This window comes from Micromonospora sp. FIMYZ51 (assembly GCF_038246755.1).
Lineage (GTDB): Bacteria > Actinomycetota > Actinomycetes > Mycobacteriales > Micromonosporaceae > Micromonospora.
Window position 1 is genome coordinate 5,293,173 of the sequence record NZ_CP134706.1, and the last position, 20,153, is coordinate 5,313,325.

General features: G+C 74.2%; 17 protein-coding genes. 9 read left to right on the forward strand and 8 right to left on the reverse strand.

The window, feature by feature from the left end; genetic code table 11:
• Window positions 1-36: 36 nt before the first annotated feature.
• From QQG74_RS23610 to QQG74_RS23625, 4 genes are all read right to left on the reverse strand, one after another.
• Window positions 37-3,465: an error-prone DNA polymerase gene (locus QQG74_RS23610; protein ID WP_341716922.1), complete on the reverse strand. Its 3,429-nt coding sequence runs from the start codon at window positions 3,463-3,465 to the stop codon at window positions 37-39.
• A 207-nt stretch (window positions 3,466-3,672) separates the two neighbouring features.
• The gene (locus tag QQG74_RS23615; RefSeq protein WP_341716923.1) at window positions 3,673-5,328 is read right to left on the reverse strand and encodes a DNA polymerase Y family protein; all 1,656 of its coding nucleotides are present in this window, start codon (window positions 5,326-5,328) and stop codon (window positions 3,673-3,675) included.
• Between the two features lie 61 nt (window positions 5,329-5,389).
• The gene (locus tag QQG74_RS23620) at window positions 5,390-6,118 is read right to left on the reverse strand and encodes a hypothetical protein (protein WP_341716924.1); all 729 of its coding nucleotides are present in this window, start codon (window positions 6,116-6,118) and stop codon (window positions 5,390-5,392) included.
• A 158-nt stretch (window positions 6,119-6,276) separates the two neighbouring features.
• Entirely contained in the window at window positions 6,277-6,726 is a 450-nt protein-coding gene (locus QQG74_RS23625; RefSeq protein ID WP_341716925.1) for an SAV_6107 family HEPN domain-containing protein, read from the reverse strand.
• A 522-nt stretch (window positions 6,727-7,248) separates the two neighbouring features.
• On the opposite strand from QQG74_RS23625, the gene QQG74_RS23630 reads away from it, so the two are divergent.
• Genes QQG74_RS23630 through crtI form a run of 6 tightly spaced genes read left to right on the forward strand, consistent with a single transcriptional unit; the run spans window position 7,249 to window position 12,472 of the window.
• On the forward strand, window positions 7,249-7,737 hold the full coding sequence (locus tag QQG74_RS23630) for a YbaK/EbsC family protein (RefSeq protein WP_341716926.1): 489 nt from the start codon (window positions 7,249-7,251) through the stop codon (window positions 7,735-7,737).
• On the forward strand, window positions 7,734-8,474 hold the full coding sequence (locus QQG74_RS23635; protein ID WP_341716927.1) for a monooxygenase: 741 nt from the start codon (window positions 7,734-7,736) through the stop codon (window positions 8,472-8,474). The genes QQG74_RS23630 and QQG74_RS23635 overlap by 4 nt, the downstream gene beginning before the upstream one ends.
• Window positions 8,471-9,034, forward strand: coding sequence for a GNAT family N-acetyltransferase (locus QQG74_RS23640; RefSeq protein ID WP_341716928.1), 564 nt, complete (start codon window positions 8,471-8,473; stop codon window positions 9,032-9,034). Before QQG74_RS23635 ends, QQG74_RS23640 begins: the two co-directional genes overlap by 4 nt.
• Window positions 9,031-9,846: a carotenoid biosynthesis protein gene (locus QQG74_RS23645; RefSeq protein ID WP_341716929.1), complete on the forward strand. Its 816-nt coding sequence runs from the start codon at window positions 9,031-9,033 to the stop codon at window positions 9,844-9,846. Before QQG74_RS23640 ends, QQG74_RS23645 begins: the two co-directional genes overlap by 4 nt.
• Window positions 9,843-10,973, forward strand: coding sequence for a glycosyltransferase (locus tag QQG74_RS23650; protein WP_341716930.1), 1,131 nt, complete (start codon window positions 9,843-9,845; stop codon window positions 10,971-10,973). The genes QQG74_RS23645 and QQG74_RS23650 overlap by 4 nt, the downstream gene beginning before the upstream one ends.
• Before the next feature lie 11 nt (window positions 10,974-10,984).
• Window positions 10,985-12,472, forward strand: a complete 1,488-nt coding sequence (gene crtI, locus QQG74_RS23655) for a phytoene desaturase family protein (RefSeq protein WP_341716931.1) — start codon at window positions 10,985-10,987, stop codon at window positions 12,470-12,472.
• A gap of 82 nt (window positions 12,473-12,554) precedes the next feature.
• Here crtI and QQG74_RS23660 read toward each other — a convergent pair whose 3' ends face one another.
• A complete protein-coding gene (locus tag QQG74_RS23660; protein WP_341716932.1) occupies window positions 12,555-13,244 on the reverse strand; it encodes a CDP-alcohol phosphatidyltransferase family protein in 690 nt (229 codons plus the stop codon).
• 43 nt (window positions 13,245-13,287) lie between these two features.
• Window positions 13,288-14,205 (reverse strand): methylenetetrahydrofolate reductase [NAD(P)H], encoded by a 918-nt coding sequence (metF, locus tag QQG74_RS23665; protein ID WP_341716933.1) that lies wholly within the window; start codon window positions 14,203-14,205, stop codon window positions 13,288-13,290.
• A gap of 200 nt (window positions 14,206-14,405) precedes the next feature.
• Between metF and QQG74_RS23670 the strand changes: the two genes are divergently transcribed.
• On the forward strand, window positions 14,406-15,488 hold the full coding sequence (locus QQG74_RS23670) for a polyprenyl synthetase family protein (RefSeq protein WP_341716934.1): 1,083 nt from the start codon (window positions 14,406-14,408) through the stop codon (window positions 15,486-15,488).
• Between the two features lie 64 nt (window positions 15,489-15,552).
• On the opposite strand, the gene QQG74_RS23675 is transcribed toward QQG74_RS23670, so the two are convergent.
• The gene (locus QQG74_RS23675; RefSeq protein ID WP_341716935.1) at window positions 15,553-15,927 is read right to left on the reverse strand and encodes an Rv2175c family DNA-binding protein; all 375 of its coding nucleotides are present in this window, start codon (window positions 15,925-15,927) and stop codon (window positions 15,553-15,555) included.
• A 166-nt stretch (window positions 15,928-16,093) separates the two neighbouring features.
• On the opposite strand from QQG74_RS23675, the gene pknB reads away from it, so the two are divergent.
• Together pknB and QQG74_RS23685 are read left to right on the forward strand one after the other, a co-directional pair.
• Window positions 16,094-18,091 carry a Stk1 family PASTA domain-containing Ser/Thr kinase gene (gene pknB, locus QQG74_RS23680; RefSeq protein ID WP_341716936.1) on the forward strand — a complete coding sequence of 666 codons (1,998 nt, stop codon included), beginning with the start codon at window positions 16,094-16,096 and terminating at the stop codon, window positions 18,089-18,091.
• Window positions 18,091-18,963, forward strand: a complete 873-nt coding sequence (locus QQG74_RS23685; protein ID WP_341716937.1) for a deoxyribonuclease IV — start codon at window positions 18,091-18,093, stop codon at window positions 18,961-18,963. The genes pknB and QQG74_RS23685 overlap by 1 nt, the downstream gene beginning before the upstream one ends.
• A 162-nt stretch (window positions 18,964-19,125) precedes the next feature.
• Here QQG74_RS23685 and QQG74_RS23690 read toward each other — a convergent pair whose 3' ends face one another.
• Complete coding sequence (locus tag QQG74_RS23690; protein WP_341721340.1) at window positions 19,126-20,148, reverse strand: GntG family PLP-dependent aldolase; 1,023 nt, start codon at window positions 20,146-20,148, stop codon at window positions 19,126-19,128.
• Window positions 20,149-20,153 lie beyond the last annotated feature (5 nt).

The window sequence follows — 20,153 nt, forward strand, 5'->3', positions numbered from 1 at the left end:
CCAGGGCACCCTACCGGCGGCCGGTGGAAGCGCTGGTCAGCGGAAGTCGCGGGAAGCGGGGCTGACCGGCGGTTCGATCGCGTCCAGCCGGTCGGCGACCAGGTTTACCACTCCCTCGTGCCGCTGCAACCGCCCGCGCACCACAAGCGCCGCGCTGGTGCGGGCCACCCGCCGGTAGCGCTGCCACAGCCCCGGCGAACAGGTGACGTTGAGCATGCCGGTCTCGTCCTCCAGGTTGAGGAAGGTGACCCCGCCCGCCGTTCCCGGGCGCTGCCGGTGGGTGACGATCCCGCCGACCCGGATCCGTCGACCCGGCTCGACCCGGCCCAACCGGTCGATCGGCACCGCACCGAGGGCGTCCAGCCGCGGCCGGACGAACCGGGCCGGATGGCTCTCCGGGGAGAGCCCGGTGGCCCAGACGTCGGCGACCAGCCGGTCCACCGCCGCCATGCCGGGCAGGGTGGGGGCCGTCGCGCCGGTCACCGTGCCGGGCAGCCGGCCCGGCCGGTCCTGCGCCGCCGCGCCGGCCGCCCAGAGCGCCTGCCGCCGGGTCAGCCCGAAACAGGCGAAGGCGTCCGCGGTGGCCAGCGCCTCCAGCTGCGCGGCGGTCAGCCCGGTCCGCCGGGCCAGATCCGGCATGTCGCGGTACGGCCCGTGCGCCACCCGCTCGGCCTCGATCCGCTCGGCCACCTCGTCGCCGAGGGTACGCACCCCGGCGAGCCCGAGCCGTACCGCCGGCCCGCCCAGCCCCCAGGCGTGCGGTGGCTCCCCCGGCTGGCTGCCCCACCGGGTCTGCGGGGTGGACTCCAGCACCGGCTTCGCGCCGCTGGCGTTGACATCCGGTCGGCGTACCTCCACTCCGTGCCGGCGGGCGTCGTCGACCAGGGTCTGCGGCGAGTAGAAGCCCATCGGCTGGGCACTGAGCAGCGCGGCCAGGAACGGCCCGGGGTGGTAGCGCTTGAGCCAGGAGCTGGCGTAGACCAGGTAGGCGAAGCTCATCGCATGGCTCTCCGGGAAGCCGTAGCTGGCGAACGCGGTGAGCTTGCGGTAGACGTCGTCGGCCAGCTCACCGGTGATGCCCCGGTCCGCCATGCCGGTGTAGAGCCGGTCGGCGATCTGCGCCATCCGCGCCACCGACCGTTTGGCGCCCATCGCCCGGCGCAGCTGGTCGGCCTCGGCCGCGTCGAAGCCGGCCAGATCGATGGCGAGCTGCATCAGCTGCTCCTGGAAGAGCGGCACGCCGAGGGTCTTCTCCAGCGCGTTGCGCATCAGCGGATGCGGGAAGGTCACCGGCTCCTGACCGTTGCGACGCCGGATGTACGGGTGCACCGAGCCGCCCTGGATCGGGCCGGGCCGGATCAGCGCCACCTCGACCACCAGGTCGTAGAACTCGCGGGGTTTGAGCCGGGGCAGGGTGGCCATCTGGGCCCGGCTCTCCACCTGGAACACCCCCACCGAGTCGGCCCGGCAGAGCATGTCGTAGACCTCGGGGTCGTCAAGCGTCATGTCGCCGAGATCGAGGCTCATCCCGATCATGTCGTAGCCGTGGTGCAGCGCCGACAGCATGCCGAGGCCGAGCAGGTCGAACTTGACCAGCCCGACGGCGGCGCAGTCGTCCTTGTCCCACTGGAGCACGCTGCGGCCGGGCATCCGGCCCCACTCCACCGGACAGACCTCGATCACCGGCCGGTCGCAGATCACCATGCCACCGGAGTGGATGCCCAGGTGCCGGGGGAAAGTCTGGAGCTCGTTGGCGTACGCGATCACCTGCTCGGGGATCTCCGGCACGTCCACCGTGGCCACGTCGCCCCACCTGTCGATCTGCTTGCTCCAGGCGTCCTGCTGGCCGGGTGAGAAGCCGAACGCCTTGGCCACGTCCCGCACCGCCGAGCGGGGCCGGTACGAGATCACGTTGGCCACCTGGGCGGTGTGCTCCCGGCCGTACCGGGCGTAGACGTGCTGGATGACCTCCTCCCGGCGGCCCGACTCGATGTCCACGTCGATGTCGGGCGGACCGTCGCGCTCGGGGGCCAGGAACCGCTCGAACAGCAGCCGGTGCCGGACCGCGTCCACGTTTGTGATCCGCAGCGCGTAGCAGACCGCCGAGTTCGCCGCCGAGCCCCGGCCCTGGCAGTAGATGTCCGCCCGCCGGCAGAAGTCGACGATGTCGTAGACCACCAGGAAGTAGCCGGGGAAACCCAGCTCCTCGATCATGTTCAGTTCGTGGTCGAGCTGGGCGTACGCCTGCGGGTGTGCCGCGCGCGGGCCGTAGCGTTCCCGCGCGCCCGCCTCGGTGAGCTGCCGCAGCCAGCTCATCTCGGTGTGCCCCGGCGGCACCGGGTACGCCGGCAGCTGCGGCGCCACCAGTTGCAGGTCGAAGGCGAGTTCCGCACCGAACTCGGCGGCCCGGGCCACCGCGCCCGGGTAGCCGGCGAACCGGGCCGCCATCTCGGCACCGGAGCGCAGGTGGGCGGTGCCGGCGGCGGGCAGCCAGCCGTCGATCTCGTCCAGGCTGCGCCGGGCCCGTACGGCGGCGAGGGTGGTGGCCAGCCGGTGCCGCCCCGGGGCGGCGTAGTGCACATTGTTCGTGGCCACCGTGGGCAGCCCGGCGGCGGCGGCCAACTCGGCCAGGGCGTCGTTGCGGTCACCGTCGACCGGATGCCCGTGGTCGGTCAGCTCCACCGCCACCGTCTCCGCGCCGAACAGCGCGGTGAGCCGGTCCAGTTCCCGGGCAGCCGCGTCGACCCCCTCGGTGAGCAGGGCGGCCGGCACGTGCCCCTTGCGGCAGCCGGTCAGCACCAGCACGTGGTCGCGCAGGTCGGCGGCGATCTCCGCCAACTCGCCGTAGCGCGGGCGGCCCTTCTCTCCGCCGCGCAACTGGGCGCGGGCGATGGTCGCGGCCAGCCGGGCGTACCCCTCGTGGCCGTGCGCCAGCACCAGCAGGTGGTTGCCGGGCGGATCCGGGTGCCCGCCCCGACCGGACGCCCCGCGTTGCGCCGGGGCTTCCGGGTCGAGGGAGAGTTCCGCTCCGAAGATCGTCGGCAGGTTCAGCGCGCGGGCCGCCTCGGCGAAGCGGACCACACCGTAGAAGCCGTCGTGGTCGGTGACGGCGAGCGCGGTGAGCCCCAGCCGGACGGCCTCCTCGACCAGTTCCTCGGGGTGGCTGGCACCGTCCAGGAAGCTGAAGTTGGTGTGTGCGTGCAACTCGGCGTACGGCACCACGCCGTCGGGGCGGGTCAGTTCCGGCGGCCGGTACTGCTCCCGGCGTCGGCTTCCCGCTGGCGAGTCGCCCCCGTCGGCGTCGACCGCGAGCGGATCCACCACATGCAGATGCCGTTCCCTGCCGCCGCGTCCCCATCCGCCGCCGTTCCGCTTCCCGCCGCCGCTTACCTTCCCGCCCTTCGTCCGCCCGGAGAGCACCCGCTCCAACTCCGACCACGACAGCTGCGGATTGTGGAAACTCACCGTTTCTCCCCCGAGCCCTGACCGGCACACCAACCCACCTGACCGGTAAACCAGCCCACTTCGCCCCGATATATCCCAAAAGTCACCACTATCGCAGTGAATCTTGGACCCGGAAGGCCCCTATGGGGGCAGAAAGCGTCCAAGATCGCCTGCTGGGAGTGATCTGGCCCTCCCGGGGGCCGGGACGTACCAAGATCTGGATTCGTCTCAGTCATAGATCGCCTCGATCAGCCATCGGCCGCGCTCCACGGCGAGCAGCAGCGCGGCGCCGTCGGCCAAGCGGACCTGGAACCGGGCCCGGCGACGCGCCTCGGCGGGTGCCCACCACCGCTCGTCGACCGGCCACGGGCCGGCCCAACCGACGATCTCGGCCGACCCGCCCACACCGACTCCGCCGACGACCTCCGCCGTCGCATCGATGGTCAGCCGGGCCGGCGGGGCACTCACCGCCAGCCGGGCGCTCACCACGACCGGCGTACCGGTGGCGTCCAGCACGCTCGCGTCGACCGGCGTGGGCAGCACCACCGCCGGCGCGGGCGGCGGCAGTCGCCCCGGCCAGGCCGGTACGACCATCCCAGCGCCCACCCGCCGCCTACCAGCACCGACCGCCCCACCGTGTTCGACGGATTCGGGCGGCGCCGGACCGGGCCGGGTGGGCAGCCGTTCGTCGCCCCACGGCACCAGCCGCGTCTGGTCGGCCGGTGACCGCCCACCGCCGAGCACGGCGGTGACCACCGCCTCGGGGCCGAGCAGTCCCTGCACCCGGCTCAGCGCCCGATGCGCCCGCTCGCGCTCCTCGCCGGTCTCCCCCCACAGCCCGGCCTGTAGCCCGGCCTGGGCGATCATCCCGTCCGGCACCAGCCGAAGCCGGATGATCCCCGCGGTGGGCCGGGCCGGTGCGCCCCGGCGGGCACCGGTGAGCCAGCCGTCCAGTTGCCAGCGGACCCGGTCGGCGATCGCCGCCGCGGTGAGCAGACCGTCGTGCCGCCAGACCCGGTGCAGTTCCTGGCCGTGCGCGGTGACCGCCTCGATGCCGAGCCGGGTGCAGGCCAACCCGTGCCCGGCGAGCCGTTCGTGCAGTCGCTCGGCCAGCGTCCGGGCCGTGAACGCCGCGACATCCACGCGGTCGATCGGCTCGTCGAGGTCGGCGGTGACCGCCAGGTCGGCGGGAGGTTGCCGCACCGCCAGCGGACGGTCGTCCCGGCCGGCCGCCAGCCGGTGAGCCAACGCACCGTCGAACCCGAACCGGGCCAGCACGTCCCCGGCGGGCAGCGCGGCGAAGTCACCGAGCGTACGCACTCCGAGCCGGTGCAGCAGGTCGGCCAGGGCGGGCCGGCCGAGCGCCGCCACGGGTTGGCCGGCCAGGAACTCCGGTGTCCCGCCGGGCGGCACGATCCGGCCCTGGCGGGCGGCCAGCCCGGCGGCGAACGTTCCGTCGGCGATGCCGACCTGGCTCTCCACCGCGCAGCTCTGCGCGACGTGCTCGACGATCCGTTCGGCTGCCGCCTCCTCACCGCCGAGATACCGGCTCGGCCCGCGGGCGGCCAGCGCGCAGGCTCCGGGGCGAATCACCTCGACCCCGACCGCCACCTCCTCGACCGCGGCCACCACCGGCTCGAAGGCCCGTGCGTCCCGCCCGGGATCGTGGTCGACGACGGTCAGCCCCGGGCAGCGTCCCTGTGCCTCGCGCCGACGCAGCCCTCGGCGTACCCCCTCGGCCCTGGCCTGCTCGGAGCAGGCGACCACCCGGTTGGCGTGCAGCACCGCCACCGGCCCGGTGGCGGACACCCCGTCGACGATCTCGGCGGCGAGCACCGGCCAGTCCGGACACCAGAGCAGCAGGGTCCGCGTCGCCACCCTCACCTCGCTCTCCCCCGCCCACCGCGATCCTGCACTTCGGGTCGCCCGACAAGACGCAGAATGCTCATCCCGACGACCGCAGGTGCATGATCGGCGTGCGCTCACCGGCGGGGGTGGCCGTGGCGGGGGTGGGGATGGTGCGGGTCAGGTTGTCGCCGGGTAGCCAGACCCGGACCTCCTTGGGGCGGGCGGCGGCACCCCGACCGCGAGCCGAGATGGTCACCTCCCGACGGCGCAGCCGGCCCCGGCCCGCACCGAGCCCGTCCCACACCCCGCGAACCACCTGGAGCAGCACGTCCGCGCCGTCCCACCGGCCGTACGGCACGAGCACGCAGCCGCGCTGCCGGGCCCGGGCGGCCAGCCGGCTGGCGACCGAGGCGGAGACGGTGGCCGGTACGGCGATGACCACCACGTCGACCCCGTCGATGAGCGCGGCCACCACGGTGGGCCAGTCGGGGCCGGGCTGCGGTACCAGGGCGAGCCGGTCCAGGGCGATCCCGGCCTCGGCCGCCGCGCCCGCCCCGAAGGTCGGCATCCCGACCACGGCACACCAGGAACCGGCCCGGGACGCCTCGGCGAGCAGGGCGAACAGCAGCGACGTGGTGCCGCTGTGCCGGAGCTGCCCGGCGCCGACCGCGATGGTGCTGCCCCGCCGTAGCCCGCGGCCGGGCAACAGCCCGGTCAGCTCGGAGCGGACGGGCAGCACCCGGTGCCCGGCCGCCGGGTCGGGTGCGCTGGCCGGGCGGACCAGCCCGGCCAGCGCGGCGGAACCGACCACCATGCGGCCCGCCATCGCCATCTACCCCCGTCGTGTCGCCCGGGTGCCGGCCCGTGGCTGGTGCGTTTCGTCGGATCAGTTGAGTGCTTCGTCGGATCAGTCAAGTGCGGACATGCCGTGCCGGACGGCGTCCGGCCACCCTGGGTCCCGCCGTGGTGGCCGGACGCCGCGACTCAGGCGACGAGACCGTCGATCGCCGGCTGGTGCGCCAGGCCGAGCGCCTGCTCCACCACCGTCACGAACTCCTCGGCGGCGCGGAGCAGGTCGTCGGCTTCCCGGGCGGTGACCACCCGGGGTATGCCGGCCTCGGCGGCGGCGCGCTTGCCGGCACCGAGGGCGAAGTAACTGGCCCACTCGTCGAGTTCGGGGGCGACACCGGCGAGCAGGACCCAGACACTTGTGATCCGGTTGCGTCGGGTGGGCGCGGGACGGGCGCGGGCGGCGAGCACCGCGGCGGCGGCGCGCAGCGCCGCGAGATGGGCGGCGGCGTACCGGAGGCCGTCGGGACGGGTCCGGGCGGCCTCGGCCAGCCCCTGCCGGGCCACCGTGAGCAGTTGGGCGGGAGTGCGGTGCGGCAGCACGTGCGCGGGCACCGTCGGCGCCGGGGCCGGACTGGTCGGCATGTCTCCTCCAGGTGGGCCGGTGCGGGCGGATCGCGCGCGGCGGAAGGCGGCTCCGGCGGCGCGCGAGGCACCCGTGACGGGCGGTGCGGAGGAAGACGCACCAGGTGGGTGGCCGGCCGGGTGCGGAGCTTCCCCACACCACACCCGGCCGGCAGTACCGGCGGGTCCGTCGTCCGCCGCCCGGGGTCGTGGGCGGCGGACGACGGTCCTGCCTGAGCGGGCCCGGACTCGCGACTGCCCGGGGCCCGGTGCGGTCCGCGGCACCGCACCTGTCGGGAGCCGGTGCCGCGAAACACCCACTCCCGAGGGGTTGGAACGAACGTTCGAGGCAATCGAACACTCGTTCTAACTACTGCTGACAGTACACCCTCCCGCCGACGAAAACGCAACGTGTGACGCGCCGACATCACCCCGACGCGGGCCCGCACCGCCGCCGCCGGGCAGGGCACGGAGATCTCCGCCCGGCCACGCCGCGGCGTGGCCGGGTGCACCGGCGGCCGGCGTACCGGGAAGAATGGCGGTATGCAGCCACACCCGAACGTACGGGCGGTGCAGGACGCGCTGGAGAGCGCGAACGCCCGGGACGGCTCCGGCACCCCCGCCACGATCCGCCTGTTGCCCGACGCGGTGCACACCGCCGCAGCCGCCGCCGAGGCGCTCGGCGTCGACGTGGGCGCCATCGCCAACTCGCTCGTCTTCGACGCCGACGGGGCACCGTTGCTGGTGCTCACCTCGGGCGCACACCGGGTGGACACCGCCGGCCTGGCCGGCCGGCTCGGCATCACCCGGCTGCGCCGGGCCACCCCGCAGTTCGTCAAGGAGCACACCGGGCAGGTGATCGGCGGCGTCGCCCCGGTCGGCCACCCGCAGCCACTCCGCACGCTCGTGGACACCGCCCTGGAGAAGTACGACGAGATCTGGGCCGCCGGTGGCGTGCCGCAGGCGGTCTTCCCCACCACGTACGCCGAGTTGCTGCGGGTCACCGGCGGCACCCCGACCGACGTGGCGTGACCGGGCCGACGAGCGTTCCGGAGCTGGTCACCCTGCACGTGTGGCGGGTACCCCGCAGCGCGCTGCCCCGGGTGCTGGTCCGGATGGCCCTCGATCCGCGCCGGTTGCGAGCCCTGCCCGGCGTACGGTTCGGCAAGTTGCTCGGCACCGGGACCGGCACCGGCTTCGGGCCAGGCGACGCCGACCCGACCCGCTGGGCGGCGCTCACGGTGTGGGAGTCCGCCGCCGCAGCGGCCCGGTTCGCCGACTCCCCCGTGGGCCGGGCCTGGTCCGGCCTCGCCCAGTCGGGTGTCCGGCTCGACCTACGGCCGCTGACCAGCCGGGGTGAGTGGTCCGGCCGGCGACCGTTCGGCGAGCCGCCGGGCGGACGGACCGCCGGGCCGGTGCTGGCGCTGACCCGGGCCCGGCTGCGCCCGACGCGGGCGGTCACCTTCTGGCGGGCGGTCCCGCCGGTCGCCACCGCCCTGCACGCCGCGCCCGGCCTGCTGGCCCGCTTCGGCGTCGGCGAGGCACCACTGGGCTGGCAGGGCACCGTGAGCGTGTGGCGTGACCCGGCGGATCTGGTGGCGTTCGCGTACCGTCACCCGGAGCACCGGGCCGCGATCACCCGGACGGACACCGAGCGGTGGTACGCGGAGGAACTCTTCGCCCGGTTCGAGGTGCGTGACGTGATCGGTGACCGGACGGTACTGGGATGGGTCGCCGACGGCGATCCGGCGAAGGATGGGCGGGCATGAGACTGGTGCGGTGGACCCCGGACGACCTGCTGCGCCGGCTGGACGACGTGGTGGCCGTCTACGGCGAGGCCATGGGCTACCGGGCCGACCTGCTGGAGGCTCGTCGCGGCTACATCGCCACCCACGTCCGCCGGCCCGGTTTCCGCGCCGTCGCCAGCCTGACCAGCGAGGGCCACCTGGCCGGCTTCGGGTACGGCTACCTGGGCGGACCCGGCCAGTGGTGGCACGACCAGGTCTGGCGGGCGATCGACCCGGCCACCCGGCAACGCTGGCTGACCGACTGCTTCGAAGTGGTCGAGCTGCACGTCCGGCCACCGGCCCAGGGGCACGGTCTGGGCGCCGGCCAGCTACGTGCCCTGCTCACCCTGGCCGAGGGCACGACCACGCTGCTCTCCACCCCGGAGGCCGACGAGAAAACCTCCCGCGCCTGGCGGCTGTACCGCCGGTTCGGCTTCGTCGACATCCTGCGCGACTTCCGCTTCCCCGGCGACGAACGCCCGTTCGGGGTGCTCGGCCGGGACCTGCCCCTGCCGGCACCCGAGCCCGCCGGTCGGTCATGACCAGGCTGGCGCGCGGCTACGCCTGGGCGCTGCTGGCCCTGCTCGTGCTGGCCCAGATCGGCTATCCGCTGACCGAGGGGACCACCCGGGCCCGGCTGACCGTGGCCACCGTCGTGCTCGGCTACCTCCTCTCGGTCGGCCACGCGCTGCTGACCCGGGGGACGCGTACGGCGCTGGCGCTGGTCGCGCTGGCCACCGGCGGCGGGTTCGCCATCGAGGCGCTGGGGGTGGCCACCGGCTTCCCGTTCGGCAGCTACGACTACTCCGGCCAACTCGGCCCGAAGCTGGCCGGGGTGCCGCTGATCATCCCGCTGGCCTGGACCTGGATGGCCTGGCCGGCCTGGCTGGTGGCGGCCCGGATCGTCAAGTGGTGGCCGGGGCGGATCGCGCTGGCCACGCTCGGGCTGGCCACCTGGGATCTCTTCCTCGATCCGCAGATGGTGGCCGAGGGCCACTGGGTGTGGCGGGACGCCGATCCGGCGCTGCCCGGCCTGGCCGGCATCCCGGTCAGCAACTACCTGGGCTGGCTGCTCTTCGCGGTGCTGGTGATGAGCGCGCTGCGTCCGCTCGCCGGGCCCGCCGTGGCCGGTACCGACACCGGCGACCACCCGATGTACGCGCTCTACCTCTGGACGTACGGCTCCAGCGTGCTGGCCCACGCGGTCTTCCTCGACCTGCCCGCCTCGGCGGTGTGGGGTGCGGCCGGCATGGGCGTGATCGCCGTGCCGCTGGCGGTCACGCTGCTGCGCGGACGCCGGCCCCGCGACCGCGACGCCGGCCCGGCCCGGCACCGGGTCGACGCCGCCGCATGATCTGGTTGTCGCTCGCCGTGCTCGGCGTCCTCGCCGTGCTGACCGGGCACACCGTGGTCAACGCCGGTCGGTGGCTGCGCCGGCCGACCGGCGGACCGGTGCAGACCACCGAACGGGTGGCGGTGCTGCTGCCGCTGCGGGACGAGGCCGCCCGGGTCACCGGATGCCTGCGGGCCCTGCTCGCCCAGCGCGGCGTGCCCGGACTGCGGATCGTGGTGCTCGACGACGGCTCGACCGACGGCACCGCCGAGGTGGTCCGCGCGGTGGCCGCCGGTGATCCCCGGGTCACCCTGCTCACCGGCGTCGCCCCACCGCCGGGCTGGCTGGGCAAACCGCACGCCTGCTGGCAGTTGGCCACCCGCGTCGAGGCGTCGGCCGACGCGCTGGTCTTCGTGGACGCCGACGTGGTGCTCGCCCCGTACGCCGTCGCGGCGGCGGTCACCGAGCTGCGCGCCGCCGGAGCGACCCTGCTGTCGCCGTACCCGAAGATCGTGGTGCGGACGGTGACGGACCGGCTGGTGCAGCCGCTGTTGCAGTGGTTGTGGCTTACCTTCCTGCCGCTGCGCGCGATGGAACGCTCGCCGCGACCGTCGCTGGCGGCGGCCGGCGGGCAGTTCCTGGTCGTGGACCGGGCCGGCTACCTGCGGGCCGGCGGGCACGCGGCGGTCGCCGACCGGGTGCTGGAGGACATCGAGCTGGCCCGGGCGGTGAAACGCGCCGGCGGCCGGATCGCCCTCGCCGACGGTTCCCGGCTGGCCTCCTGCCGGATGTACGACAACTGGCCGCAGCTGCGCGACGGCTACACCAAGTCGCTCTGGGCCTCGTTCGGGCACCCGGGCAACGCCGCGCTTGTGGTGACCCTGCTGCTCCTGTTCTACACCGCGCCACCGCTGGTCGCCGCGACCGCGCTGCTGGCCGGCGCGCCGACGCTGGCCGGGCTCGCCGTCGGCGGGTACCTGACGGGGGTGGCCGGGCGGGTGGTCAGTGCCCGGGCGACCGGCGGGCGGGCCTGGCCCGACGCGCTGGGCCACCCCGTGTCGGTCGCGATCCTCGGCTGGCTGACCTTACGGTCGTACCATCTGCGCAAGCGGCGGCGCCTGTCCTGGCGCGGCCGTCCGGTCGACTAGGAGGACGCGGCATGGCGCGGATCGTGGTCGTCGGCGCCGGGGTGGGCGGGCTCGCCACCGCCGCCCGGCTCGCCGTCATCGGGCACCAGGTGACCGTGCTGGAGCGGGCCGAGGTGGTCGGCGGCAAGTTGGGCCGGCACACCCGCACCACCGAAGCCGGATCGTTCCACTTCGACACCGGCCCCAGCCTGCTCACCCTGCCCCAGGTCTTCGAGGAGCTGTTCGAGGCCACCGGAGCCAAGCTCGACGAGTACCTCGACCTGGTGCCGCTGGACCCGATCGTGCGGCACGTCTTCCCGGGCGGCGGCCCGGTGCTCGACTCCTGCGCCGACCCGGTGGAGTTCACCGCCCGCATCGGCGCGGCCCTCGGCGACCGGGCCGCCGCCGACTGGCAGCGGCTCTGGCGGCGCGCCGGCCGGGTGTGGCGCGCCTCCGAGCACGACATCCTGCGCCGCCGGGTCGACTCGCCGCCGGACCTGGCCCGGCTGGCCTGGCGGCTGGGTGACCTGGCCGCGATCCGGCCCGGGCAGAGCCTGCGCGGGCTGGGCCGCGCCCACCTGTCCGACCCACGGCTGCGGATGCTGCTGGACCGGTACGCCACCTACACCGGCGCCGACCCGCGCCGCGCACCGGCCGCGCTGGTCGCGGTCCCCTACGCCGAGCTGGCCTACGGCGGCTGGTACCTGCGCGGCGGGCTGGGCACCCTCGCCGACGCGCTGCTGTCGCGCTGTCTGGACCTGGGGGTGGTGCTGCGTACCGGCGCCACGGTCACCCGGATCGACGCCGCCGGTGGCCGGGTGCACGGGGTACGCGTCGCCGGGCAGCACGCCCCGATCCCCGCCGACGTGGTGGTGGCAAACGTCGACGCGCTCACCGTCTACCGTGACCTGCTGCCCGACCCGCGCCGGCTGGCCGGGCTCGCCGACCGCAGCCTGGCCGGCTTCGTCCTGCTGCTCGGCGTACGCGGCGACTCGGGGCTGGCCCACCACAACGTCTTCTTCCCGGGCGACTACGACGCCGAGTTCGACGCGGTCTTCGGCGCCCCGGGTCGCGGGGTGCCCGCCCGGCCCGCCGCCGACCCGACGGTCTTCGTCACCGTGGCCGACGACCCGGCGGTCCGCCCGACCGGCCACGAGGCGTGGTTCGTGCTGGTGAACGCCGCCCGCCAGGGCACCGCCGCCGGGGCGGTCGACTGGCGTCGGCCGGGGCTGGCGCAGGCGTACGCCGACCGGATCCTCGACGTGCTGGCCGAGCGTGGCGTGGACGTCCGCGACCGGCTGCTCTTCCGCGACATCCGCACCCCGGCCGACCTGGCCACCGCGACCGGCGCGCCGGGCGGAACCATCTACGGCACGGCCGGTGGCCTGCTCCGCCCGGCCAACCGGGGCCCGGCGCACGGGCTGTGGCTGGTCGGCGGCTCCAGCCACCCGGGCGGCGGCCTGCCGATGGTCACCCTCTCCGCCCAGATCGTCGCCGACGCCATCGGGCCCGCCTGGTAGCTCCTGGTCCTGGTGCAAGGAAGGGCCCCCTATTAACGCCTCAGGTAGAGGAAGGGCCCCTTGTTAACACACCCGAAGATCGTCAGGCCGCGTCGATAAGTGCCCGGCGCACGGCGGAGAGCAACTGCCCGAGCCCGAACGCGGCCAGCAGCACCCAGACCGCGGTGGCCATGGTGATGGTGCCGGCGGCCAGGTCCAGCTGGACCAGCCCGGTCAGGCCGGCCAGCAGCAGCCCGGCCACGGCCACGCAGACCCGGGTGGGCCGCTCGCCCACGGTGACCGCGCCGATCTCCCGCATGCCGGCGGCGACCGCGCGGGCTCGGACGTACTCGTGCAGCCAGGACAGTGCGCCAGCCGCGGCGACCAGCGCGCCCGGCGCGCCGACCAGCCAGAACGCCACCAGCCACGCGGCCTCGCCGAGCCGGTCGGCGAGCGAGTCGTAGACGTAGCCGAGTCGGGTGGTGCGGCCGGTGATCACCGCCACCGCCCCGTCGACACTGTCGGCCACCGAGGCGAGCAGCACGAACGCCGCCGCCAGGAACGGTCCGTCGCCCGGCCGCACCGCGAACAGCGGTACGCAGAAGCAGAGCAGTACGCCGACCACAGTCACCGCGGTCGGGCCGACCCGCAGCCGCCCCAACAGGAAACCGAGGTGGTACGAGAAGCGCAGCCATCCGCGTACCACCGCAGTGGCGGCCCGGGGGTCAAAGCCGCCGTGCAGCCGGGCCCACGCCGTGGCGTACTCGTTCCAGTTCAGCTGTCTGCCCACCACGGTTCAACCGGCTCGACGGCGCTGAGGTATCGCGCCGCGGGTGTCACGTCGCGGCGCCCACCCGGAGGTTCTGCCAGATCTCCCGGGTCGCGGTGGACCGGTTGAAGGTGATGAAGTGGATGCCCGGAACCCCCTCGTCGAGCAGCCGCTGGCACATCTCGCTGGTCTGCTCGATGCCGAGTCGGCGGACCGCCTCCGGGTCATCGGCCACCCGCTCGAACCGGGCCGCCAACGCCGGCGGGAAGGGCGCGCCGGAGAGCTGCACCGAGCGCTCGATCGTGCCGATCCGGGTCACCGGCATCACCCCGGCCAGGATCGGGGTGTCGCAGCCGGCGGCGGCGACCCGGTCGCGCAGGCGGAGGTACTCGTCGGCGTCGAAGAACATCTGGGTGATCGCGAACTCCGCACCGGCCCGGCACTTGCGGACGAAGTGCTCGGTGTCGGTGGCGATGTCCGGCGAGCGGGGATGCCGGTACGGGAAGGCGGCCACGCCGACACTGAAGTCGCCGGAGCGGCGGACCAGGCGGACGAGGTCCTCGGCGTACTGCACGCCCTCGGGATGCGGCACCCACTCGCCGGTGGGGTCGCCGGGCGGATCGCCCCGCACGGCGAGCACGTTGCGCACTCCGGCACCGGCCAGCCGACCGATCACGTGCCGCAGCTCGGCCACCGAGTGGTTGACCGCGGTCAGGTGGGCCAACGGCAACAGGGTGGTCTCGGTGGCGATCCGCTCGGTGACCGCCACCGTGGTGTCCCGGGTCGACCCGCCGGCCCCGTAGGTGATCGAGACGAACGACGGACGCAGCGACTCCAGCTCACGGATGGCCTGCCAGAGCTGCCGCTCCCCCTGCTCGGTCTTGGGGGGCATGAACTCGAAGGAGAAGGTCGGCTGGCAGGTGCGGACCAGCTCCCCGATCGCCGGGTGCGAATTCGGAAGAATCGAGGGAAGACCGAGCGCCACGTCCCGACTCTAGCGGGTGACACCGGCTATCTCACCAGCTTCCCACGTCCGCCGTTGAATCACCGGACTTTCCGGATCGGAGCCGGGTGGGCCACGACGCGCCGGACCCGGGTGGCTCGGCGCGCCCGACCCGGGTGGGCCACGACGCGCCGGACCCAGGTGGCTCGGCGCGCCGGGACCTGACCCATTAGCGTCGGGACGTGACCCACGCTGCTCCCGTCTCCCCGGTCGACCGCGCCAGCCTGCGGCGACGGGTCGACCAGGCCCTGTCCGACTTCCTCGCCGATCGCCGCGCCTGGATGACCGATGTCGATGAGGCTCTGGTGCCGGTCGCCGAGGCGATCGAGGCGTTCGTGCTCGGTGGTGGGAAGCGATTGCGGCCGGCCTTCGCCTACTGGGGCTACCGGGGTGCCGGCGGGGTGGACACCGACCCGGTGGTGACCGCCCTTGCCGCGCTGGAGTTCGTCCAGGCCAGCGCGCTCATCCACGACGACCTGATGGACCGGTCGGACACCCGCCGGGGCGAGCCGGCGATACATCGCCGGTTCGCCGCCCGGCACCGGGCGGCCGGTTGGGGTGGCGACCCGGACGGCTTCGGTGACGCGGCGGCGATCCTGCTGGGCGACCTGTGCCTGGTCTGGTCCGACGAACTGCTGCACTCGGCCGGGCTCGACCCCCGGACGGTGGCCCGCGCCCGGCCGGACTTCGACGAGATGCGTACCGAGGTCACCGTCGGGCAGTACCTCGACGTGCTGACCCAGGTCACCGGGGACACCTCGGTGGAGCGGGCCGGAAAGGTCGCCCGGTACAAGTCGGCGAAGTACACCGTCGAGCGACCGCTGCTGCTCGGCGCGGCGCTCGCCGACGCCCCCGCCGACGTCCGCATCGCCTACTCCGCGTACGGCCTGCCGCTGGGTGAGGCGTTCCAGTTGCGCGACGACGTGCTGGGGGTCTTCGGTGACCCGGCGCAGACGGGCAAGCCGGCCGGCGACGACCTGCGTGAGGGTAAGCGGACCTACCTGGTGGCGGCGGCGATGGAGGCGACCGACGAGGCCGGCCGGGCACTGCTGCGCGCCGGTCTGGGCGACGCGGACCTGGCCCCGGCCGGAGTGGACCGGCTACGGGAACTGATCACCACCAGCGGCGCGCTGGCCCGTACGGAGCAGCTGATCGTCACGCTTACCGATACCGCGCTCGCCGCGCTGACCACGGTCGACCTGGACACCGAAGCCCGGCAGGCGCTTGTCGACCTGGCCATCGCCGCCACCCGCCGGGCCGACTGACCCGGAAAAGCACCCCTGCTGCCCCGACGCCTTTCGCCGGAAAGACCGCCCAGATCAGTGGTGTTCAGAAACCGAGCGCCTGGGCGCGCCGCTTGACCTCGCGGGCCTGGTCGCTGCCGAGGGCGGCGGCGGGGGTACGGCCGGGCAGGCTGTCGTCCGGCTGGTAGAGCCAGCGCAGCGCCGCCTCGTCGTCGTAGCCGGCATCCGTCAGCAGGGTGAGCACGCCGGGCAGGTGCTTGCCCACGGTGCGGTTGGCCACCAGGTCGGCCGGGACGCGGCGAACGCCGTCGCGACGCACCGCGATCAGTTCCCGGTCCCGGATCATCTGGTGCACCTTGCTGATCGTCACGTCGAGCCGTTCGGCGACGTCCGGCAGGGTCAACCAGTCGGTGGGGCCGGGCTCGGGCGCGGCGCTCTCGGCGGGCAGGGAGTCGGTCACCCGATCACCCTGCCACGTCACCCCTCCCCCGGGTCAACGGCCTCCCGCCGACCGTGCTGAGCAGGGCGGATCGAGCGCGTCGCGGGCAGGGTGGAGCGGGCGGAACCAACGCGGCGGTAGCATCCTGTGCAACCTCCACCCCGTCCGACACATAGACTCCCTGCCGATGGACACACAGGTCGCCGACACGTTGCCAGGCTCGCTGATCGACGGGCGCTACCGCATCCGCGGTCGCGTGGCCCGTGGTGGCATGGCGACCGTGTACACCGCCACCGACGAGCGGCTCGAACGCACCGTGGCGATCAAGATCATTCACGCCACCCAGGACCCGCCGGGTCGCACCGGGCCGGCGGGTTTCGTCGACCGGTTCGCCGACGAGGCCAAGACCATCGCCCGACTCACCCACCCCAACGTGGTGGCGGTCTACGACCAGGGTACCCACGCCGGAATGCCGTACCTGGTGATGGAGTACGTACGCGGGCGCACGCTGCGCGAGGTGCTCACCGAACGACGCCGGCTCAACCCGGACGAGGCGCTCGCGATCGCCGAGCAGATGCTCGCCGCAATCGCCGCCGCCCACCGGGCCGGGCTGGTGCACCGCGACGTCAAGCCGGAGAACGTGCTCGTCGCCGAGGCGCCCAGCGGTGGCCCGGCCAACCTCGTCGACGGCGTGGTCAAGGTCACCGACTTCGGGCTGGCCCGTGCCGTCGAGGCGAGCACCGACCACGACAGCGGCAACCAACTGATGGCCACGGTGGCGTACGTCGCCCCCGAACTGGTCACCGAGGGCCGTGCCGACGCCCGCACGGACGTCTACGCGGCGGGCATCGTGCTGTTCGAGATGCTCACCGGCCGGGTGCCGTACGACGGCGACCGGCCGATCGACATCGCCTGGCAGCACGTCGACCGGGACGTCCCCGCGCCGTCGATGCTGGTACCCGGCCTGCCCCGGGTGCTCGACGAACTGGTCGCCCGGGCCACCCGGCGGGATCCGGCGGGCCGCCCCGCCGACGCCGGCACCCTGCTCGCCGAGGTGCAGCTGGCCCGGGAGAACCTGGCCGGCTCGCACAGCCAGACCACCATGCTGCCCTCCCTGCCCGGCGGGCCGGCGGTCGCCGAACCGACGATGGTGGTGGCCGCGGTCCGCCCACCCGAGCGGCCGTCCTGGGCCCGGTTGCCCGACGGCGGCGCGCCCACCCGGGGCCGACGCCGGGCGGCCCCGGACCGCGGCGGCGAGGCGAACCTGGGTGCCCGGCTGGCGGCCCTGCGGGACCGGCTGCTTGGCGAATCAGGAAACAACCGCTTCGCGGTCGCCGCCGTCGTGGTGGTGCTCGGTCTGGTGGCCGCGCTCGGCGGCTGGTGGTACGGCGTGGGCCGCTACACCGAGACGCCGGAGCTGGTCAGCCTGACCAAGGCCCAGGCGGAAGCGGCGGCCCGGCAGGGCGGCTTCACCCTGCGCTACACCGACCCCCGCCACGACGAGCAGGTCCCGCGCGACGGCGTGGTGGCACAGGACCCGGCCTCCGCCGCCCGGATCGTCCGGGGCGGCACCATCACCCTGACCCTGTCGCTCGGCCCGGAGCGGTTCCCGATGCCCGACGTGGTGGGCAAGGAGTTCGACCTGGCCGAGGCGGATCTGGTCAGCGCCCAGCTGACGGTCGTCAAGGGCACCGCCCGCTACGACGACAGTCTGCCCGAGGGAGTGGTGGTGGCCACCAAACCGGAGGCGGGCAAGGAGGTCAAGCCGGGCGACGAGATCACCGTCATCCTCAGCAAGGGCCGAGCTCCGATCACCGTGCCGAACCTGGTCGGCAAGAACCTCAACGAGGCCCGCGACCAGATCGCGCAACTCGGTCTGGTGCTGGTCGAGCCGACCTACAAGCAGTCCGACAAGCCGCGCGACGAGGTGCTCGGGCAGAGCCCGGCCGACGGCAGCGGAGTGGAAAAGGGCGCCCAGGTCCGGCTGGAGGTCAGCGAGGGACCGCCCCTGGTGACCGTGCCCCGGGTCGTCGACCTGCCCTGCCAGCAGGCCAAGCAGGCGCTGGAGAGTCAGGGCTTCCAGGTGACGGTGCAGTTCAACCCGAACGCGGTCGCCCGGTTCCAGAACCCGCCCGAGAACGCCCAGGTTGCTCCGGGCAGCGCGGTCACCGTCGGGTGCTTCTGATGACCGGCACCGATCCCGGTCACCGGCCGGTCGGCTCGCACACGCCCACCTCGGGCGGGCTGGCGAAGGCGGCGCTGCCGTACCTCGACGCGGCCGGCTCCGAGGTGGCCCAGGTCTACGTCGGCAACTCCCGGGGATGGGCGACGCCAACCGGCAACCCGGCCCAGGACGCGCTGTTCCGCCAGGGCTGCGCCGAGCGGGGCGTGGCGGTCTACATTCACGCATCGCTGCTGGTCAACCTGGGCTCCCCGACCGCCGCGACGGTCGAGCGGTCGGTGCAGACGCTTACCCACGCGCTGCGCCGCGGCACCGAGATCGGGGCCCGCGGGGTGGTCTTCCACGCCGGCAGCGCGGTGGACGCCGGGCACACCGAGGCGGCGATGCGGCAGGTACGCGAGTCCCTGCTGCCGCTGCTGGACTCGGCCGCCGCCACCGGTGGGCCGATGCTGCTGGTCGAGCCGAGCGCAGGTGGTGGCCGGTCACTGGCCTGCCGGGTGGAGCAGTTGGGGCCGTACCTCGACGCGGTGGATCGGCACCCCTGGCTCGGCGTCTGCTTCGACACCTGCCACGCCTGGGCGGCCGGGCACGACCTGGCCGCCGAGGGCGGCATGACCGAGACGCTGGACACCCTGGTGGCCACCGTCGGCGCGGACCGGCTCCGGCTGGTGCACGCCAACGACTCGAAGGACCTGTGCGGTTCCACCCGCGACCGGCACGAGAACATCGGCAAGGGCACCATCGGTGAGCCGGCCTTCGCCGAACTGATGCGCCATCCCGCCACGGCCGGCGTACCGATCCTGGTGGAAACCCCCACCGAGCGCCACGAGGGCCACGCGGCCGACATCACCACCCTCCGCCGCCTAACCCCCTAACCCCCTAACCCCCTGACCCACCCCCCACCCCCAGCTGCCGCGATCTTGCACTTTTGGTCGCCGTTATGCCCGGTATGCGACAAATGCGGCGACGGAAAGTGCAAGATCGCCGCACAGAGGGAGGGGCGGCGAGGGAGGGGGTGGGGCGGTTGTGGGCGGGGTTTAGGTGCGGAGGATGGTGGTTAGGGTGGCGGCGGCATGGTCGACTGCCGCGTCGGTCACGTCGAGGTGGGTGACCAGGCGGGCGGTACGGGGACCGAGCACCGAGATGAGCACTCCCTCGGCGCGGGCGGCGGCGGCCAGGGCAGGCGCGTCCATCGGTGCCTTGGTCAGGTCCAGCGGCACCAGGTTGGTGCGGACCGGGGCGGCCAGCAGCCCGTACGGGGCGATCGCCTCGGCCAGCCGGGCCGCCTTCGCGTGGTCCTCGGCGAGCCGCTCCACGTGGTGGGCCAGGGCGTACCGCCCGGCGGCGGCCAGGATGCCGGCCTGGCGCATGCCGCCACCCATCCGCTTGCGGATCACCCGTCCCCGCTCGATCTGGTCGGCGGCACCCACGACAAGCGAACCGACCGGCGCGCCGAGCCCCTTGGAGAGGCAGACCGAGAGGGTGTCGAAAAGCGCGCCGTAGTCGGCCAGCGGCACCCCGTCGGCGACGTGCGCGTGCCAGATGCGGGCACCGTCGCAGTGCAGCGCCAGCTGTGCGGCGTCTGCGACCCGGCGCAGCTCGCGCAGCGTGTCGAAGGGAATCACCCCGCCCCCACCCCGGTTGTGGGTCTGCTCCACCGCGATCGCCCGGGTGGGCACCGCCCAGTAGCCGTCGGGCCGGATCATGCCGGCGACCACATCGGGGTCGATGTCCGCGCCGACCGAGGGCCAGGTCCGCGAGGTGATCGCACCGTACGCGGCGGCTGCACCCATCTCGTACGTGACCACGTGCGCGTCGGCGTCGCAGAGCAGTTCCGCACCGGGCGGCACCAGCAGTTGCAGGGCGATCTGGTTGGCCATCGACCCGGTCGGGCAGAACAGCGCCGCCGCGTGCCCGAACAGCGCGGCGACCTCGCGCTCCAGGGCGTTGACCGTCGGGTCCTCGCCGTAGACGTCGTCGCCGACCTCGGCGGTGGCCATCGCCTCCCGCATCCCGGCGGTGGGCCGGGTCAGCGTGTCCGAGCGCAGGTCGACAATCATCTCCC

Coding starts and splice junctions, on each gene's coding strand:
- QQG74_RS23620 (WP_341716924.1), bottom strand. CDS start 6,118: ATGGCGGGCCGCATGGTGGTCGGTTCCGCCGCGCTGGCCGGGCTGGTC.
- QQG74_RS23625 (WP_341716925.1), bottom strand. CDS start 6,726: ATGCCGACCAGTCCGGCCCCGGCGCCGACGGTGCCCGCGCACGTGCTG.
- QQG74_RS23630 (WP_341716926.1), top strand. CDS start 7,249: ATGCAGCCACACCCGAACGTACGGGCGGTGCAGGACGCGCTGGAGAGC.
- QQG74_RS23640 (WP_341716928.1), top strand. CDS start 8,471: ATGAGACTGGTGCGGTGGACCCCGGACGACCTGCTGCGCCGGCTGGAC.
- QQG74_RS23645 (WP_341716929.1), top strand. CDS start 9,031: ATGACCAGGCTGGCGCGCGGCTACGCCTGGGCGCTGCTGGCCCTGCTC.
- QQG74_RS23650 (WP_341716930.1), top strand. CDS start 9,843: ATGATCTGGTTGTCGCTCGCCGTGCTCGGCGTCCTCGCCGTGCTGACC.
- crtI (WP_341716931.1), top strand. CDS start 10,985: ATGGCGCGGATCGTGGTCGTCGGCGCCGGGGTGGGCGGGCTCGCCACC.
- pknB (WP_341716936.1), top strand. CDS start 16,094: ATGGACACACAGGTCGCCGACACGTTGCCAGGCTCGCTGATCGACGGG.
- QQG74_RS23685 (WP_341716937.1), top strand. CDS start 18,091: ATGACCGGCACCGATCCCGGTCACCGGCCGGTCGGCTCGCACACGCCC.
- QQG74_RS23690 (WP_341721340.1), bottom strand. CDS start 20,148: ATGATTGTCGACCTGCGCTCGGACACGCTGACCCGGCCCACCGCCGGG.